This is a genomic window from Rhizobium sp. BK591 (genome assembly GCF_014195045.1).
In the GTDB taxonomy this organism is placed as follows: domain Bacteria; phylum Pseudomonadota; class Alphaproteobacteria; order Rhizobiales; family Rhizobiaceae; genus Rhizobium; species Rhizobium anhuiense.
Genome location: NZ_JACIAZ010000003.1, coordinates 92,469 through 109,536, shown reverse-complemented (window position 1 = coordinate 109,536; position 17,068 = coordinate 92,469). Strand labels below are relative to the sequence as shown.

At 60.1% G+C, this 17,068-nt stretch carries 18 protein-coding genes; 4 read left to right on the top strand and 14 right to left on the bottom strand.

Annotation, left to right across the window (positions count from 1 at the left end; all coding sequences use genetic code 11):
- Positions 1-20 precede the first annotated feature (20 nt).
- Positions 21-374, bottom strand: a complete 354-nt coding sequence (locus tag FHX10_RS13575) for a hypothetical protein (protein WP_174824458.1) — start codon at positions 372-374, stop codon at positions 21-23.
- Between the two features lie 409 nt (positions 375-783).
- Between FHX10_RS13575 and FHX10_RS13570 the strand changes: the two genes are divergently transcribed.
- The 3 genes from FHX10_RS13570 (at position 784) to FHX10_RS13560 (ending at position 4,748) form a co-directional block, all read left to right on the top strand.
- The gene (locus FHX10_RS13570; RefSeq protein ID WP_184389511.1) at positions 784-2,688 is read left to right on the top strand and encodes a putative bifunctional diguanylate cyclase/phosphodiesterase; all 1,905 of its coding nucleotides are present in this window, start codon (positions 784-786) and stop codon (positions 2,686-2,688) included.
- Positions 2,689-2,868: 180 nt separating this feature from the next.
- Positions 2,869-3,528 (top strand): HD domain-containing protein, encoded by a 660-nt coding sequence (locus tag FHX10_RS13565; protein WP_174824459.1) that lies wholly within the window; start codon positions 2,869-2,871, stop codon positions 3,526-3,528.
- 362 nt (positions 3,529-3,890) lie between these two features.
- Complete coding sequence (locus FHX10_RS13560; protein ID WP_048338678.1) at positions 3,891-4,748, top strand: MOSC domain-containing protein; 858 nt, start codon at positions 3,891-3,893, stop codon at positions 4,746-4,748.
- Positions 4,749-5,024: 276 nt separating this feature from the next.
- On the opposite strand, the gene FHX10_RS13555 is transcribed toward FHX10_RS13560, so the two are convergent.
- The 12 genes from FHX10_RS13555 to rpoZ form a co-directional block, all read right to left on the bottom strand.
- Positions 5,025-6,020, bottom strand: a complete 996-nt coding sequence (locus tag FHX10_RS13555; protein WP_127430669.1) for an aldo/keto reductase — start codon at positions 6,018-6,020, stop codon at positions 5,025-5,027.
- 101 nt (positions 6,021-6,121) lie between these two features.
- Positions 6,122-6,892 (bottom strand): DNA repair protein RecO, encoded by a 771-nt coding sequence (gene recO, locus FHX10_RS13550; RefSeq protein WP_047616261.1) that lies wholly within the window; start codon positions 6,890-6,892, stop codon positions 6,122-6,124.
- A gap of 65 nt (positions 6,893-6,957) precedes the next feature.
- Entirely contained in the window at positions 6,958-7,443 is a 486-nt protein-coding gene (locus FHX10_RS13545; protein WP_063474238.1) for a response regulator, read from the bottom strand.
- A 324-nt stretch (positions 7,444-7,767) separates the two neighbouring features.
- Positions 7,768-8,520, bottom strand: coding sequence for a Crp/Fnr family transcriptional regulator (locus FHX10_RS13540; protein ID WP_047616257.1), 753 nt, complete (start codon positions 8,518-8,520; stop codon positions 7,768-7,770).
- Between the two features lie 151 nt (positions 8,521-8,671).
- Positions 8,672-9,613 (bottom strand): GTPase Era, encoded by a 942-nt coding sequence (gene era, locus FHX10_RS13535; RefSeq protein WP_047616255.1) that lies wholly within the window; start codon positions 9,611-9,613, stop codon positions 8,672-8,674.
- A gap of 7 nt (positions 9,614-9,620) precedes the next feature.
- The gene (gene rnc, locus FHX10_RS13530; RefSeq protein WP_047616253.1) at positions 9,621-10,340 is read right to left on the bottom strand and encodes a ribonuclease III; all 720 of its coding nucleotides are present in this window, start codon (positions 10,338-10,340) and stop codon (positions 9,621-9,623) included.
- Entirely contained in the window at positions 10,337-11,080 is a 744-nt protein-coding gene (gene lepB / locus FHX10_RS13525; RefSeq protein WP_028759159.1) for a signal peptidase I, read from the bottom strand. The genes rnc and lepB overlap by 4 nt, the downstream gene beginning before the upstream one ends.
- Positions 11,081-11,229: 149 nt before the next feature.
- Positions 11,230-11,634, bottom strand: coding sequence for a holo-ACP synthase (acpS, locus tag FHX10_RS13520; RefSeq protein ID WP_028759158.1), 405 nt, complete (start codon positions 11,632-11,634; stop codon positions 11,230-11,232).
- Positions 11,635-11,672: 38 nt separating this feature from the next.
- Positions 11,673-12,263, bottom strand: a complete 591-nt coding sequence (locus tag FHX10_RS13515) for a DUF2062 domain-containing protein (protein ID WP_028759157.1) — start codon at positions 12,261-12,263, stop codon at positions 11,673-11,675.
- A gap of 157 nt (positions 12,264-12,420) precedes the next feature.
- Positions 12,421-12,570 carry a DUF3563 family protein gene (locus FHX10_RS13510; protein WP_080759973.1) on the bottom strand — a complete coding sequence of 50 codons (150 nt, stop codon included), beginning with the start codon at positions 12,568-12,570 and terminating at the stop codon, positions 12,421-12,423.
- 194 nt (positions 12,571-12,764) lie between these two features.
- Complete coding sequence (locus FHX10_RS13505) at positions 12,765-14,999, bottom strand: RelA/SpoT family protein (RefSeq protein ID WP_047616251.1); 2,235 nt, start codon at positions 14,997-14,999, stop codon at positions 12,765-12,767.
- Positions 15,000-15,180: 181 nt separating this feature from the next.
- A complete protein-coding gene (gene rpoZ / locus FHX10_RS13500; RefSeq protein WP_003574261.1) occupies positions 15,181-15,585 on the bottom strand; it encodes a DNA-directed RNA polymerase subunit omega in 405 nt (134 codons plus the stop codon).
- A gap of 297 nt (positions 15,586-15,882) precedes the next feature.
- Between rpoZ and FHX10_RS13495 the strand changes: the two genes are divergently transcribed.
- Positions 15,883-16,464, top strand: a complete 582-nt coding sequence (locus FHX10_RS13495) for an NYN domain-containing protein (RefSeq protein ID WP_028758247.1) — start codon at positions 15,883-15,885, stop codon at positions 16,462-16,464.
- A 108-nt stretch (positions 16,465-16,572) separates the two neighbouring features.
- Here the strand turns inward: FHX10_RS13495 and smpB are convergent, their stop codons facing one another.
- A complete protein-coding gene (gene smpB / locus FHX10_RS13490; protein ID WP_012557117.1) occupies positions 16,573-17,052 on the bottom strand; it encodes an SsrA-binding protein SmpB in 480 nt (159 codons plus the stop codon).
- Positions 17,053-17,068 lie beyond the last annotated feature (16 nt).

Genomic DNA, 17,068 nt, shown 5'->3' with positions numbered 1-17,068 from the left:
CACCTGGATCGGGATGCCGTTCAGGCGACGGCGTCGAAATCGAACTGGCCGTAGGTCTTGCGGTAGAGATCCTCGGGCTGATCGCCCGTTGTCGGCGCGGTCTGCTGCAACGGATAGGAAACGGCGATGCTGCTTGCCGTGCCACTGTCACGCGTGTCCATCATCAGCGCAATCAGGCTGCCGGAAAACTTCGGCTGCGTCTCGCTGGCCTTGTCCTCTTCGAGGAGCTCCTTGATGATGCCGGGCTTCTTGTCGGCGGCACGTTCGCCGCGGCTGAGTACGCCATCGCCATTGGCATCGAGCCGCGAAAGCGTCGCCAGATATGCATATGAGGTGTCTGAAACGGATGTGGTGCTGGTCATACAAACCTCCATTCACCGCCTTTTGCCGGTGGTGTTTGTACGCAATACGAAGGTGGAAAATCACTGTTGACTCGGTGGTTAAACTGATTTGCGCAGTGCGTCAATAAGTTGTTAACTTCTCATTAACGATGATTGACAAACGTTAACGGAACGCCTCGGCACAGGCTTCCGCCAGCGTCAACGGGCCGATTTTCTCCGTATTTCAGCGATTTTTCACATAAAAAACAAACGTCTATCGCGTCAACGCCGCTGCTGCACTGCAACCGAATATTAATCCGGCCCGTACAAAATGGGCGTCACAAGGCACCACCCAGGCGTTCAGCTTATAAAAAATCAATTTTAGAGGTTTCCCAACGCAATGAGGTACGTTCATCAATGAAGACGACCATGCCGTCGCAGCCGTCTCGCAAGATGTATCGGCATGAAAGCTGAAGCGCTCTTCTGGCAGCAATGTAGCCAGGCCGTCGCCGCCGATGGATCGATCGATGCGCAGCGACTGATGGAACTTGTGATCGCGACCTATCGCGTCCATGAAAGCGATTATGACGAAATCGAAAGAAGCGCGGAGACGCTGCTCAGGGAAAACCATGCGCTGCGAGGCAATATTTCCGCCCTCAGCCAGGCATTCGACGGACAGACAAAGCTCTTCGAAATCATTCTCAACAATCTGCCGCTCGGTCTCAGCGTCTTCGACGCCGACCAGCGGCTGACGCTTTCCAACATCCGCTTCCGTCAACTCTTCGGCCTGACGCAGGAAGATGTCACTGCCGGCGCGGCAATCGCCGATCTCACGGCCAAAATGCGCGGTACAGAGAGCGCCGGGGTCAAGCCCGGCCGGCGGAGCGGGCGACATTCCTCCGCAACCGCAAGAACCGGCAGCATCCGCCGGCGCGAATGGGTGATGGACGATGGCCGCATCATTCAGAGCATGGTGACCATTCTTGCCGACGGCAGCAACATCGCCATACATGCCGATATTACCGAGGATCGAAGGGCGGCCGAGCGCATCACCTATCTCGCCCACCACGACCCGCTGACCGGCCTTCCGAACCGCATCCATTTCCGCGAGCAGGTCGATGCGACGCTCACCGAGCGCAAGCCGGATGAGCAGATAGCCCTCGTCCACCTCAATCTCGACGGGTTCAAATCGATCAACAACACGATGGGCGTTTCGGCCGGCGACACGATCCTGCAGCAGGTCGCCGCGCGTATCCGAATCTCGGCCGGTTCGGAGAACACCCTGGCGCGCCTCGGTTCGGACGAATTTGCCATCCTGCAGACGGGGAAGCAGCAGCCGTGGAACGTGACGGCGCTTGCAGAACAGATCCGCCAAGAGCTTTCCGCACCGTTCTTCCACGGCGAAAAACAGGTGGAACTCAGCGTCTCCATGGGCATCGCAGTCGCCCCTGATGATGGCGAGGAAACCGACATCCTGTTGAGGAACGCCGGCGTGGCGCTGTCACATGCCAAGGCAGATGGGCGCAAGCGCGAGCGCTTCTTTACCGGCGAGATGGAAGCGCAGATGCAGCTGCGCCACGCGCTGGAGGCAGACCTCAAAGCCGCCGTTGAGAACGAGGAATTCGAGCTGCACTACCAGCCGCTCTATGATCTCTCGCAGCGGCGCATCTGCGGCTTCGAAGCTCTGATCCGCTGGAACCACCCCGTCCGAGGCCGCGTTCCGCCGATGGATTTCATTCCGCTTGCCGAAGAGGTCGGCCTCGTCGTCGATATCGGCCGATGGGTTTTGCGCCAGGCCTGCAGCGATGCGGCGCAATGGCCGGAGGGCATCAAGGTCGCCGTCAATGTCTCGGCGATCCAGTTCAGCAGCAGCGACCTGACGCAGGATGTCAGCGAGGCGCTTGGCGCTGCATCGCTGTCGCCGTCGCGGCTAGAGCTCGAAATCACCGAGAGCGTGCTGATGGAAAATCTGGGCGAGGTGCTGCCGATCCTGCATGCGCTGAAGGAGCGCGGCATCCGCATCTCGATGGACGATTTCGGCACCGGCTATTCCTCACTGAGTTACCTCTCGAGCTTCCCCTTCGATAAGATCAAGATCGACAAATCCTTCGTCAACGACATCGTCGACAACAAGGAAGCGCATGCGATCATGCACGCGATCATCCTGCTCGGCGATGCGCTCGGCATGCGCGTCACGGTCGAAGGTGTCGAGACCGCAGCGCAGTTGGCGCTGCTCGAACGCGAGGAATGCGACGAGATCCAGGGCTATCATATCAGCCCGCCAAGACCTGCAGGTGACGTGGCCCATCTTCTCTCCCTGCCGCCAAATAACGGCGCCGTGGCGCATCGTCCTCAAGCCAAGCACTGAGATCCCAATTCAGGGCGTTGCGGCGCTCTCGTCTTCTCAGACGGGCAGTGCCGTCGATTGCGACTCGCACGGCAAGCCGCTACACAATCGGCTACGATTCCCGGTGTCTTCGTTGTCGCATACTTTACCCGCCGGCATCACTTCCGCCCCGATGCCCTGTTGGCGGAAACGATTTTCCTTATGACAGGTGGCGCAATGTTCGAGGCCGAAGCCTTCTCCCCACACGAAACGCTCGCGGCGGCGCTGATTGCGCATGCGACCGACGGCGACGACGGCTCGCACGACCTTGCGCATATCCTGCGCGTCTTCAGGAATGCCATGCGCATCCATGCGGGCGAAGGCGGCGACGGGCGGGTTCTTGCCGCTTCCGTGCTGCTGCACGACTGTGTCGCCGTCGAGAAGAATTCGCCGTTGCGGGCAAAAGCATCGGCTTTGGCGGCGGAGAAGGCATCGGCAATCCTGGCGGAACTCGGCTGGAGCGAAGCGGATATTGACGCCGCGGCCCATGCAATCACCGCGCACAGCTTCTCGGCCGGGTTGGCGCCGCAGACGCTGGAGGCGAAGATCCTGCAAGATGCCGACCGGCTGGACGCGATCGGCATGATCGGCGCCGCACGCTGCTTCTATATCGCCGGGCGACTAGGATCCGGGCTCTACGATCCGTTCGATCCGGTGGCAGCGGACCGTCCGCTCGATGACAAGCGTTATGCCATTGACCATTTCCAGACGAAGCTGTTCAAACTGGCAGAAGGGTTCCAGACCGAGACCGGCCGCAGGCTGGCGGCCGCGCGCGACAAGAGCTTGCGCGACTTCCTCTCGGCCTTCATGGATGAAATCTAGAGTCTTTCCGGGTTAGATTGCAGCATTCTGTTGGCTCAAACGGAGTCGGATGGTCGACCGGCCGGCGCGCGTCGTAGCCCAGTTCTACGGCCAAGCCGGCCGGTCGATCAGACGGCCCGTTTCAGCCAACCCTCCCGCAGATTTGCCTGGCAAATCTGCAAGACTTTAAAATCGCCGGACGCACCTGTTGCTTCGCATGGCGAACCAGTGCGGCCGGTGGGCCGGGCATCTTTCCGCCAGGGCAAAGGCGATCGGCTCGGACGTACCAAAAGGTATGCCCGTCGCCAATCGCCTTTGCCCTGACGAAAACCTGCTCCGGCAGAATGCTGCAATCTAACCCGGAAAGACTCTAGGAGCACAACATGCGTGTCAGCGACCTCTTCATCTACCCGCTCAAGAGCGCCCGCGGCATTGCGCTGCCGGCCGCCGACATCGACGCCTACGGGCTTCCCGGCGACCGACGGGCGATGATCACCGATGCGCAGGGGCACTTCATCACCCAGCGCGAGCTGCCAGACCTCGCACGTATCGAGGTGCGACCGGAAGCGAACGCCTTTCGGCTGCTGATGCAGGGAAAGCCTGACATATCGGTTCAGCCGCCTCAGCCTGAAAATCGCATGGATGTGACCGTGTGGAAATCTGCCGTCAGTGCCGCCGTCGCCGATCCGGAGAGCAACCGGCAGCTTTCCGAGTGGCTCGGCCGCGAGGTGCGGCTGGTCTTCTTCGATGGCCAGGCGCGGCGAACGGCGAATGCCGAATGGGCTGGCGAAGGCACGCCCGTCACCTTCACCGACGGCTATCAGATCCTTGTGACGACAACCGGCTCGTTGAAGGCATTGAATGCCGATCTCGCCGCCCATGGCGAAGGCAGTGTCGGCATGGAACGCTTCCGTCCGAACATCGTCATCGATACGGACGAGGCCTGGCCAGAGGACCGCTGGGCGGCAATCGAGATCGCCGGCATCCGCTTCGATCTCGTCAAACCCTGCTCCCGCTGCATCATGACGACGCAAGACCAGCTGACCGGTTCACGCGAGGGGCCAAACCCGATGCCGGCCATGGGCCGCATCCGCATGTCGGCCGACCGGCGCGTGCCCGGCCCACTGTTCGGCTGGAACGTCACGCCGCGCGGCAGCGGCAGGATTACGGTCGGCGACGCCGTCAGCATCGTTGAAGAGAGACCGGAAGGCTGGGCGCTCAAACGTCGCGCCGCAGCCTAGAGCCTTTCCGGGTTAGATTGAAACATTCTGTTGGCTCAAACGGAGTCGGATGGTCGACCGGCCGGCGCGCGTCGTAGCCCAGCTCTACGGCCAAGCCGGCCGGTCGATCAGACGGCCCGTTTCAGCCAACCCGAAGGGCCGGGCATCTTTCCGCCAGGATCAAAGGCGATCGGCTCGAACGTACCAGGAGGTACGCCCTTCGCCAATCGCCTCTGCCCTGACGAAAACCTGCTCCGGCAGAATGCTGCAATCTAACCCGGAAAGGCTCTAGCCTTTTCAGACGCGATCAAGCGCGGCATCGATTCCCGCCATGACATCGGCCGGCAGCGGTCCCTTTTCCAGTGCGCCGGCATTTTCCTCCACCTGGGCGACGGTGCGGAAACCCGGAATGGGGAGCGTGCGCGGCGAGCGTGCCCAAAGCCAGGCAAGCGCGCCCTGCGTCAGCGTGCGGCCACCTGAGGTCAGGAGATCACGGACGGCATCGAGCCTTGCGGCGAATTCGGGGGCGATGCGCCCGTCCTTGAAATAGACCATCCAGTCGAGGGCGGCACCGCGGACATCCTTCGCGCCCACCGCCTTGTCGGCGGTGAACTTGCCAGTGAGGAGACCCATGGCCAGCGGGCCGCGATTGATGGAGATCAACCCCTTCCCCTCGATCACCGCAATCATCTCCGGCACCGGCTCGAAGACGTTCATCGTATGCTGGATCGAGACATAGCCCCGGCGGCCGGCATGACGGGCGGCGCGATCGGGAGAATCGGTGCTCCAGCCGAACGCATCGATCTTGCCTTCGGCCCGCAGCGCCTCCAGCGTATCGAAGACGGCATCCGACTGTTCCAGCGGAAAATCATTGATGTGGAACTGCAGCAGATCGAGGCGGTCGCGCTTCAGGCGGCACAACGAGGTCTCGACCGAACGGCGAATGAAGGCCTCATCGGCAAAGGCACCGGTTGCCTGCTTGGTTTCCGGATCGGTGGCAAAGCCGAATTTGGTGGCGATGACGATATCGTCGCGATTGCCGATCGCCCGGCCGAGCATGTCCTCCGAGTGGCCGGCGCCGTAATTCGACGCCGTGTCGAAGAAGCGGATGCCGAGTTCGATGGCGCGATGGATCGCTTCGACGGATTCATCGTCGTCGACATCGCCCCAGCCGAGTGGCGTGTCGCCGGCGAAGAAGGGACCGCCGATCGCCCAGCATCCCATGCCGAGGCGCGGAATTTCGCGGCCGTTCCAGAGCGTGATCGTCGTCGGTGATGCGGTCTTGGTCAGCATGAGGTCCTCCTTGATTGGCAATCCTGTGAAGACATAGGAAGCGCTCTTCGGCAGGTAAACCGCCAAATCCGGAGGATGTTTTGCACCCGTAAAAAACGAGGTCAGGCGGAAATACCATTCGGAGGGGAAAGCGTCCGCAAGGCTGGATTGAGCGCCTTGAGCGCGGCCTGAACGAAACCGTCGCGGGCCGCCGCCGCCTCGATGCCACGCGGCTCATAGACGTGGCGATGCAGAAAGAACCCCGTCAGCCGGAATGCTGCTGCGAGACTATCGAAGTCGGCCGCATGATTGCCTTCGGCACTGAGGAACGGCGGCAGGAGCAGCATCTTGTCCGCCCAGGGGGCACCGGCCGTGCGGCTGACGGCACGCCCGGATTTCGGCGAGACATAGACGAGATCGGAACGGGCGCCGGTTGCGGCGCATTCGGCAAGATCGAGTCCAAAGCCGAGATCATTCAGCACCGCAAGCTCGAAACGCACGAAGAGTTCGCCGGCATCGGCCGGGTTGTGCAGGTGATCGAGGATTACTTCAAGCGCATCGAAGAGATGCGGATGCGGGTCACGCTCCGGCAGCAGCCGCAGCAGCGCGCCCATGGCCTGGACGCCGTAGACGGCGGTCGCCGTTTCCATCAGGCGGGCGGCGCGCAGCGTCACCGGCTCGACGCGGAAATCTCCGAGATGCTCGTCAAGCCGAGCGCGCCAGGTGACTTCGACGGCATTGCCCGCCTGCAGCACAGGCTGCATGGCGCGCGAGCGGCCGGAACGCACCAGGCCGAGATGGCGGCCGCGATCACGCGTCATCACCTCGGCGATGACGCTCGTCTCACCGTGGCGCTTGACGCCCAGAATGATCGCATGGTCTTGCCACTGCATCGAAAGAGTCCTTGCGGATGACGAATCCATCCTAATCCAAGGACCGGTTTCTGTCATGGACCGCGTCAGGCGACAGCCGGGAAAAGCCTCAGCAGGAAGTCACGCATCGCCGTTTCGTCGAAAGGCTTGACCAAAAGCGGGATGTGCTGCAGGTCGGGTGGGAAATCGCCCGTATCGGAATAGCCACTGACGAAGCCGAAGGGGATGCCGATATCGAAAAGATGGCGGGCAAATCCGAAGCTCATGCCGTCACCGAGATTGACGTCGAGAAGGGCGAAATCATATGTCTCCGCCGCGATGGCAGCCCTCGCCTGCTCGACGCTGCCGACGATATCGATGCTCTCGACGCCGGCCAGGCGCAGAATATCCTCCGCCTCCATCGCGATGATCAGACTGTCCTCAAGAACCAGAACACGGATTGCGCTCATGATTCGATGCCCCTCGTCGAGCGCCTGTCGCAGCGCCCCGGCCGTTTCGCCAACATCATTGCCCTCCGGTGCCCCGCATGGCACGCTATCGGTGAATTCCGCCACCTTGTCTGAATAAACCATTTTTCTGCCCGGTCGATAAGAATCAAAATCGGAGGAAAGATGATGCCCGACCTTATTTTCCCTGATGCTAATCTGCATTTAAAAAAGACATAGCCAAGCTGGTTGGCCAGGGGTCTGTCGACAAATAATCGTGTCCTCAGACGGATGACTGTGATTTGCGCGAAGCCAAGACGGCTACCGGCAGTTTTGTCGTCGCAGGCGGACCGATCTCACAGAAATGCGAGAGTTTGCCCATCAAATGTGGATGGTAGCAAGCGATCGAAATCGATCGCAATAACGCCAAAACAAAGCGATAGAGCTTGCCCGGGACGCGGAGAATGGAATTTAGATGAACGGGCGTTTGCCCTCTCCGAGCCCTTCCCAACCGGCGATCGCCATCAACTCTTCGCCGTTCAGCACCTCGCAGCCGCGCTCCTGCCAGCGAATCAACCCACGTTCGGCGAGCTTTTTCAGAGTCTTGTTGGTGTGGACGATGGAAAGACCAAGCGTGTCGGCAATGTGCTGCTGGGTGATGGGGATGAATTTGCGGCCGTTGAAGATATTGAGCTTCCGGCCGCGCTCGAACAGGAAAGCGATCAGGTAGGCGGCTCTTTCCAGCGCCGTGCGGCGGCCGATGCTCAGGAGATGCTCATCCAGGATGCGTTCCTCGCGCGCGGCGATCCAGGTGATGTCGAAGGCGAGCGAGGCATGTTTGTTGTAGAGCGTCATCAACCGGTCACGCTCGAAGACACACAGGGAAACGGGCGAAAGCGCTTCGACGGAGTGCTGCATCTCGCCGGCGATCGTTCCCTGCAGGCCGATCAGGTCGCCCGGCATGATATAATTCAGAATCTGGCGGCGCCCGTCCTCCAGCATCTTGTAGCGGAAGCCCCAGCCGGAAAGCACCGTGAAGAGATGAGCGCTGTGTGCGCCCTCGACGAGGATGGTGGAGCCGGCATCGACGGCAAGCTCGCCCCTCTTGAAACGCGAGACGAATTCCAGCTCGTCGCGGCTGAACTCCCTGAAATGCGGCAAGGGGCGCAAAGGACATTGCTCGCAAGGGGTCTTGAAAGAATGGATGGGTCTCGACGTCGCCATATTTGCCCTTGCCGTCGCAAAACCGGCGCGCCAACGTTGGCGTGCCGCTCATCAAAGAATGCGCAGGCCACGGATTTGTTCCACGAGCGAGGCAGGTTTTTTATGCGAAAACAAAGGGCTGGCGCGTGCCCGATGAAATCTTTGCCATGCTTTATTTCGGGAAATCGAGGCCCATTTCGCGGAACCGCTCGGGATCATCGCCCCAATTCTCACGAACCTTGACGAACAGGAAGAGATGGACCGGCTGTTCGAGGATTTCCGACAGTTCCTTGCGGGAGGCAGTCGAGATCGCCTTGATGGTTTCACCACCCTTGCCGAGGGCGATCTTCTTCTGGCTGTCGCGCTCGAGATAGATCACCTGCTCGATCCGCACCGAGCCGTCCTTGCGCTCTTCCCACTTCTCCGTTTCGACGTGCGAGGCATAGGGAAGCTCCTGATGGAGGCGCAGAAACAGTTTTTCGCGGGTGATCTCGGCGGCGAGCTGACGCATCGGCAAATCGGAGATCTGGTCTTCCGGATAGTACCACGGCCCCTCCGGGAGGGTCTTCGCCAGATAGTCCATGACGTCGTCGCAACCGGAGCCGTTTTCGGCCGATATCATGAAGGTGCGCTCGAAGGCGATCTTCTCGTTGGCGGCAGCGGCCAGCGCCAGGAGATCCTCGCGATTGACGCGGTCGATCTTGTTGAGCAACAGTATCTTCGGCTGCCGGACCTCCTTGAGGCCTTCGAGGATGGCTTCGGCATCGCCGCGCAAACCGCGCTCGCTGTCGATCAAGAGCACGATCAGATCGGCATCCTTGGCACCGCCCCAGGCCGAGGTCACCATGGCGCGGTCAAGCCGGCGACGCGGCTTGAAGATACCGGGCGTGTCCATGAAGACGATCTGGGCATTGTCGTGGATGGCGATGCCGCGCACGATCGCCCGCGTCGTCTGCACCTTATGGCTGACGATCGAGACCTTGGCGCCGACGAGGCGGTTTACCAACGTCGACTTGCCGGCATTGGTCGGCCCGATCAGCGCGACGAAGCCCGAATGCGTCGGACCACTGGTTTCTGCGGCAGCTTCGGCCGCGATATCTTCTTCTTGTGTCATTGTCCCGTCAGTTTCCGGCAGGCGATTGCTGCCAAATGCCTTCGCGCTCAAGCATCTTCGTCGCCGCAACCTGTTCGGCGGCACGCTTCGACCGCTCTACGCCGGTTTCGGGCTTAATGCCAGCAACTTCCACCGTCACCTTGAAACGCGGATCATGATCCGGTCCGCTGCGTTCATCAACCCGGTAGATCGGAGTGACGCCGAATTTCGCGTGCGACCATTCCTGCAGCTCGGTCTTGGCGTCGCGCTTGGCGCCATCGGCCCGCGCCGCCCTGCCCTGCCAATAGCGCAGTATGAACCGACGGGCGACCTCAAGGCCGCCGTCGAGATAGATCGCGGCGATCAGGCTTTCAACGACATCGGCGCGCACGTTCATCATGCGTTTGCCGGTCAATTTCTTCACATCGGCGCCGGTGCGGATATAGAGGTGAAGATTGAGTTCGTCGGCGACCGCTGCGCAGGTTTCGGCGCTGACGAGCTGGTTGAGGCGAACCGAGAGCTCGCCTTCGCCTGCCGTGCCGAAGGTGCGGAACAGAAGCTCGGCGATGCAGAGCCCGAGGACCCTGTCGCCGAGGAATTCCAGCCGTTCGTAATTGCCGCCCTTTTCCGTGCGGGCGCTGGCATGGGTCAGCGCCCGATCGAGGCGTTCCTTTTCGGCGAAGTCGTGACCGATCAGGCCTTCAAGCTTTGCGCGGTCCGCCGCAGAAAGCGTCTGCGCCTTGCTCATTCAACAACCTTGAAGAGGCGGTCCCAACGCATGTTCGTCGGCCACTTCCAGATTTCTCGGAAGGAGGTGTCGTTGCCGAGCGAGAAAAAGATGACGCTGGCGCGGCCGACAAGATTTTCGGCAGGCACGAAGCCGACGTCGAACCGGCTGTCGAGCGAGTTGTCGCGGTTGTCGCCCATCATGAAATAATGGCCTTCCGGCACGATGAATTCACGGGTGTTGTCACCCCGCGACACCGGAGACTGATCGAGCGTGTCGTAGGTCTTGCCGCTGTCGAGCGTTTCGCGGAACACCGGCACATCGGCGCCCGGATCGAGCTTGTAATCCGACGTGAAGGTCCCGTCCGCCACCTTCGGAACCGGCTTACCGTTGACGTAGAGCACGCCGTCGGTCACCTGGATGTGATCGCCCGGCAGGCCGATGCAGCGCTTGATGTAATCAACCTCGGGGTTTGGCGGGAAGCGGAAGACGACGATGTCGCCACGCTTCGGATCGGCGCCGAACAGGCGGCCGCTGAAGATGTCGGGGGAGAAGGGCAGCGAATATTTCGAATAGCCGTAGGCGAACTTGTTGACGAAGATATAATCGCCGACGAGCAGCGTCGGCATCATCGAACCGGACGGAATGGTAAAGGGCTGGAACAGCACCGTTCGGATCACCATCGCCAAAATCAGCGCCTGGATGATGACTTTGATATTTTCCCAGAGGGCGTTCGGCTTGGCTTCGACTTTTTCGGACACGCAGTCTTATTCCTTCAAGACGCCGCGGAGGCGCAATTCTTTCTGTCGTTCTCTCTAGCGGCTTCGGCCGATTGCGGCAATGGCGACAACGTCAAAAGCGACGAGAGGTCGCGACTACAGGCTTACGGGGGTCGCGATAACACTCCGGATCAAAGGTTCTCGGGCAACGCCTCGATAATGACGAAGGCCTGCGCCAAGGGATAATCATCGGTTATTGTCAAATGAATGGCGGGCTTGTGGCCTGCGGGCAGCAGCGATTCGAGGATCAGGGCGGCGGCGCCTGACAAAACCATGGTCGGCTTGCCGCTCGGCAGGTTGACGACGCCCATGTCCTTCCAGAAAACGCCCTGGGCGATACCGGTGCCGAGTGCTTTGGAACAGGCCTCCTTGGCGGCGAAACGCTTGGCATAGGATTCGGCGCGATTTGCCCGGCGGTCGGAACGCGCGCGTTCGACCTCGGTGAAGCAGCGATGGGTGAAGCGCTCGCCGAAGCGCTCGATGGATTTCTCGATGCGGCGAATGTCGATCAGATCGCTGCCAATGCCGATGATCATGCCGGAACCTTCCGTCGCTTGAGAATTCTCGATCGGGTTCAAACGCTCGGCATGTCGCCGGCCGGGCTGGCAAGGCGCAGGCGCGCCCGCTCGATCAGCCGTATGTGGCGGCGCGTCTGAAAACCCTTCACGGTGTAGAACGTCAGCGCATAGAGCGCAACGGAGGTGACGATCGCCGGCGGAATGGCGCCTACCAGCATCGGTTCCAGCACCGGCTTCCACAGCTCGGTGAAATTCAGCTTATGGAAAAGCGCGGCCAGATCCACCGTCTGACCGGCCAGATGATCCTCGCGGCTGAGCAGCAGATGTCCGATCTCCCAGGTGATGCCCCAGATGAAGGGATAGGTCAGCGGATTGCCGAAGGCCGCGCAGCCAAGGGCGGCGGCCACCATGCTGCCGGAGAGGAAATAGGTGATGACGAAGGCCATGACGAAATGCACGCCGATGAACGGCGTCCACGAGACGAAGACACCCGCGGCGACGCCAGCCGCAACCGCGTGCGGCGAGGCGCTCAGGCGCAGGATGCGCATTGTCAGGTAACGGATCGGGCGAAGGAAACCTTTGCGGGGCCATAAAAGCTCTCGCATCTTTTCCTTGAATCCCGCAGGCTTGCGACGGCGAAACAACATGGCCGGTATTTAGTGCAGCGCACATGACCATGACAAGAGCGGCAAATGATACCGCCCGAAAAACAGCTCAGCTCTCTCAGCGGAGAGGAACTTCTTCAGCCGAGGGGCGTCCGTTATGCAAAACGTCCCTCACTCGCCTCAAGTATAAAGCTCAGTATTAGCGATTGCGGAATAGACCACGGTCGACCTGGCGCTGACGAAATTCGAGATCGATACGATCGAGCGAGCCATTGAGATATGCCATTTCACGTTCCTGCGTGGTCTGAGCGCGGAAGGCACGAGCGATTTTCCTGATAGGGTCAAACATTATCTTGTCTCATCTTCTGTTTGCGTTTCGATGATCAGAAGATAGGCCCGGCGCAGGTTAATTACTACAGCCGCAACATGGAGACAGCCATGCGCCTAATGCATTGCTTGCCTTTTTGATGCTCCACATTGCGCACAAAACGATCATAAAATATGCAATCTCTCGCCCAGCCCACTGACAGGCTTAACAAAAGCTTACTCGTAAAGCCGCCGAACGGTGGCGATGCAATCCAGTTCCTTCATCTGGGCGAGCAGCTGATTGAGCTGGCGCAAGTCCCAGACCTCGACCTCGAGCATCATTTCGGTGAAATCGGCCGCCACCCGCACCGTGTTCAGAAGGCGAATATTGACGTCGAGGCCTGCGACCGTCTGGGCGACCTTGGCGAGCGTGCCGGGCTCATTCAACCCATTGACCATGATGCGCGCCATGAAACGCGACTTGTTGGCTTCGTCGAGATCCCAGCGGACGTCGATCCAGCGGTCGGGCTGATCGTCGAAGCGCTGCAGGCTCGGCGACTGGATCGGATAGATGGTGATGCCGTTGCCCTGGTCCATGATGCCGACGATGCGATCGCCAGGCACAGCACCAGTCGGCGCGAACTTGACGTCGACATTGCCGGACAGACCGCGGATCGGACCGATATCGGCATGCGTGTCGACTTCCGAATGGCCGCCGTCGGGCCCGGCCTTGGTCTTGCCGGGGATCTTGAAGATCATGCCGGCCGCACTGCGCACGTTGAACCAGCCGTCGTCGCCTGATGGTTTCACGGTGACGCGCTCGTCCTGATGATCGGGATAGACGGCGCGCAGCACATCGAGCGAGGACATCTCGCCACGGCCGACGGCGGCAATCGCATCCTCGACATCCTTCTGGCCGAGACGGTGTAGTGCCGGCTTCATCGCCTCGCGCGAGAAGATCTTGCCGGCCCTGTCGAAGGTACGCTCGAGAATGCGGTGACCGAGGCCGGCATATTGCTTGCGGATCGCCATGCGGGTGGCGCGGCGGATGGCGGCGCGCGCCTTGCCGGTCACGACGATCTCTTCCCAGGCGGCGGGCGGAACCTGCACGCCGGAGCGGATGATCTCGACCTCGTCGCCATTGGCAAGCCGCGTCACCAGCGGCATGATACGGCCGTTGATCTTGGCGCCCACCGTGGTGTCGCCGATATTGGTGTGCACCGCATAGGCGAAATCGATCGGGGTGGCGCCACGCGGCAGGGCAATCAGCTTGCCCTTCGGCGTGAAGCAGAAGACCTGGTCCTGGAAGAGCTCGAGCTTGGTGTGTTCGAGGAATTCTTCCGGGCTGTCGCCCTCGGCGAGCGCCTCGATCGTATGGCGCAGCCAGGAATAGGCGTTGGATTCGCGCGAAAGGATGTCGCCGTCGGCATTGGTGGCGCCGTCCTTGTAAAGCGCGTGGGCGGCGATGCCGAATTCGGCGATTTCGTGCATGCGCTTGGTGCGGATCTGCAGTTCGATGCGCTGGCTGGACGGACCGACGATGGTGGTGTGCAGCGACCGGTAATCATTCTGCTTTGGCGTCGAAATATAGTCCTTGAAGCGGCCGGGCACGACGCGCCAGCGCGTGTGGACGATGCCGAGCGCCCGATAGCAGGACGGGATGTCCTCGACGATCAGGCGGAAGCCGTAGACATCGGAAAGCTGCTCGAAGGAAAGAGACTTCGACTGCATCTTGCGAAAGACCGAATAGGGCTTCTTCTGTCGGCCCTTGACATAGGCGCTCGTCAACCCGCTTGCGACCAGCAGGTCGCGCAGTTCGGCCTCGATCTTCTTGACGATGCCCTCGTTGCGCTTCGAAAGCTCTTCCAGCCTTTTGGTGACGGTCTCGTAGGCTTCCGGGTTCATATGCCGGAAGGAGAGTTCCTCGAGTTCCTCACGCATGTCCTGCATGCCCATGCGGCCGGCCAGCGGCGCATAGATTTCCATCGTCTCCTCGGAGATGCGGGCGCGCTTGTCGGCCGACATGTGATCGAGGGTGCGCATATTGTGCAGGCGATCGGCAAGCTTGACGAGCAGCACACGCACATCATCGGATATGGCGAGCAGCAGCTTACGCAGGTTTTCCGCCTGCTTGGCCTTCTTGGTGACGAGATCGAGCTTCTTGATCTTCGTCAGCCCCTCGACCAGGCGGCCGATATCCTCGCCGAACAGTTCGTCGATCTCGGCGCGCGTCGCCGTCGTATCCTCGATCGTGTCGTGCAGAAGGGCAACCGCGATCGTCGATTCATCGAGGTGCATGTCGGTGAGGATGGCGGCGACTTCGAGCGGATGAGAAATATAGGGATCGCCGCTCGCGCGCTTTTGCTGGCCATGCTTCTGCATGGCGTAGACATAGGCTTTGTTCAGCAGTGCTTCATTGGCATCGGGCTTGTATTGCTGAACCCGCTCCACGAGCTCGTACTGCCGCATCATTCCAAAGCCACTCCGATAAAAATAAAAGCGCGCCAATCAACGATTGGCGCACACATGGGCAATAATATGCCTAAGCAATAAAGGCGCAAGATTGACGATTGGTAATCATCGCTCTTTTGCATCGCATGAAGCTGTTTCGGTATCACATCTGACCGATGTGACCGGGATCCGGCCTATGCGCTTAGTAGTCGTCGCTCTTTTCCGGCGGCACCAGGCCTTCGATGCCGGCAAGCAGCTCTTCTTCCGACATCTGGTCGAAAGTGATCGTCTCCGGCAGGTCGTCCTGCTCCTCGCTGTCGGCTGCGGCGACGCCGCCGGCGGCGATCATGCTTGCCGGATCGGGCTCGGGCTCGTCGACTTCGACATGCTTCTGCAGCGAATGGATCAGATCTTCCTTGAGGTCATCGGGCGAAAGCGTCTCGTCGGCGATTTCGCGCAGGGCCACGACAGGATTCTTGTCATTGTCGCGATCGATGGTGATCGAGGCACCCTGGGAAATCAGCCGGGCGCGGTGGCTGGCGAGCAGAACCAGCTCGAAGCGGTTCTCCACCTTGTCGATGCAATCTTCAACTGTGACACGGGCCATTGCCTGTCCTTTGCGGTCGTCATTTCGGGATTAGCACGCCCGATACAATTAAAACCGGGCAAATACAAGTTTTTCATTCCGGCGCCCCTCGTCTTTATCCGCGACTGAGCTAAATTTCCATGGAGAATGTCATAATTCCACCGAAGGTTGCTTGGAATATGCCGAATCGTGCCCTAAATCTTTCATATATGAATAATTCATAAAGTAAGGATCAAAGCGAAATAGAAACGCAAGATATTGTTTTTATTGAAGTTTGTCACCTGCGGATTTCGATTGCTCTCATTGGATTGGTAAGCGATGTTTGACCCACGCGAAAAAATTGCACTCTTCATTGACGGCGCCAACCTCTACGCTGCATCCAAGAGCCTCGGCTTCGACATAGATTACCGCAAGCTGTTGAAAGCATTCCAGAAACGCGGTTATCTGCTGCGCGCTTATTATTATACCGCTCTGATCGAGGATCAGGAATATTCATCGATCCGGCCGCTGATCGACTGGCTCGACTACAACGGCTACAAAGTCGTCACCAAGCCCGCCAAGGAATTCACAGATTCCATGGGTCGCCGGAAGATCAAGGGCAACATGGACATCGAGCTTGCGATCGACGCCATGGAACAGTCCGAAACGGTCGATCATCTTGTCATCTTCTCCGGCGACGGCGATTTCACCAATCTGGTCGAGGCGCTGCAGCGCAGAGGCCGCAAGGTCTCGGTGATCTCAACCATGGCGACGCAGCCGCCGATGATCGCCGACGACCTGCGTCGGCAGGCCGATCATTTCATCGATCTCTTGTCTTTGAAGGCTGAAATCGGTCGTGATCCCTCCGAGCGGGCGCCCCGTCCGGTCGAAGTCGTCCCGGCCAGCGATTTCGAGGAGTGATCCCTCCACCATCTCGAAGCGGAGCTGCGAAGCTCAGCGGCACGGCAGCCGCCTTCCCGCATCGCCATGCTTTGGCATGCGTGCTGAACGACAGCGGCCGATCTTAGATCAGCCATTGTCCTTCAGCAGGCGGCTCTTCTGCCGGTTCCAATCGCGTTCTTTCTCCGACTCGCGCTTGTCATGCAATTTTTTACCCTTGGCGAGCGCCAGTTCCATCTTCGCCCGACCGCGATCGTTGAAATAGATCTTCAGCGGGATCAGCGTCATGCCTTCACGGTTGACGGCAGAACGCAGGCGATGAATCTCACGGCCCGACAGCAGCAGCTTGCGGCGTCGGCGCGGTTCGTGATTGAAGCGGTTGGCCTGCAGATATTCCGGCAGATAGGAATTGATCAGCCAGATCTCGCCCCCCTCATCCGAGGCATAGGATTCGGCGATATTGGCCTTGCCCTCGCGCAGCGATTTGACCTCCGTGCCCATCAGCACGAGGCCGGCCTCGTAGGTATCGATGATCTCGTAGTTGAAGCGGGCCTTGCGGTTTTCGGCCACGACCTTGTTCACCACGCGCTGGCTGCCTTTGGGGGCCATGACGACATTCCATTCA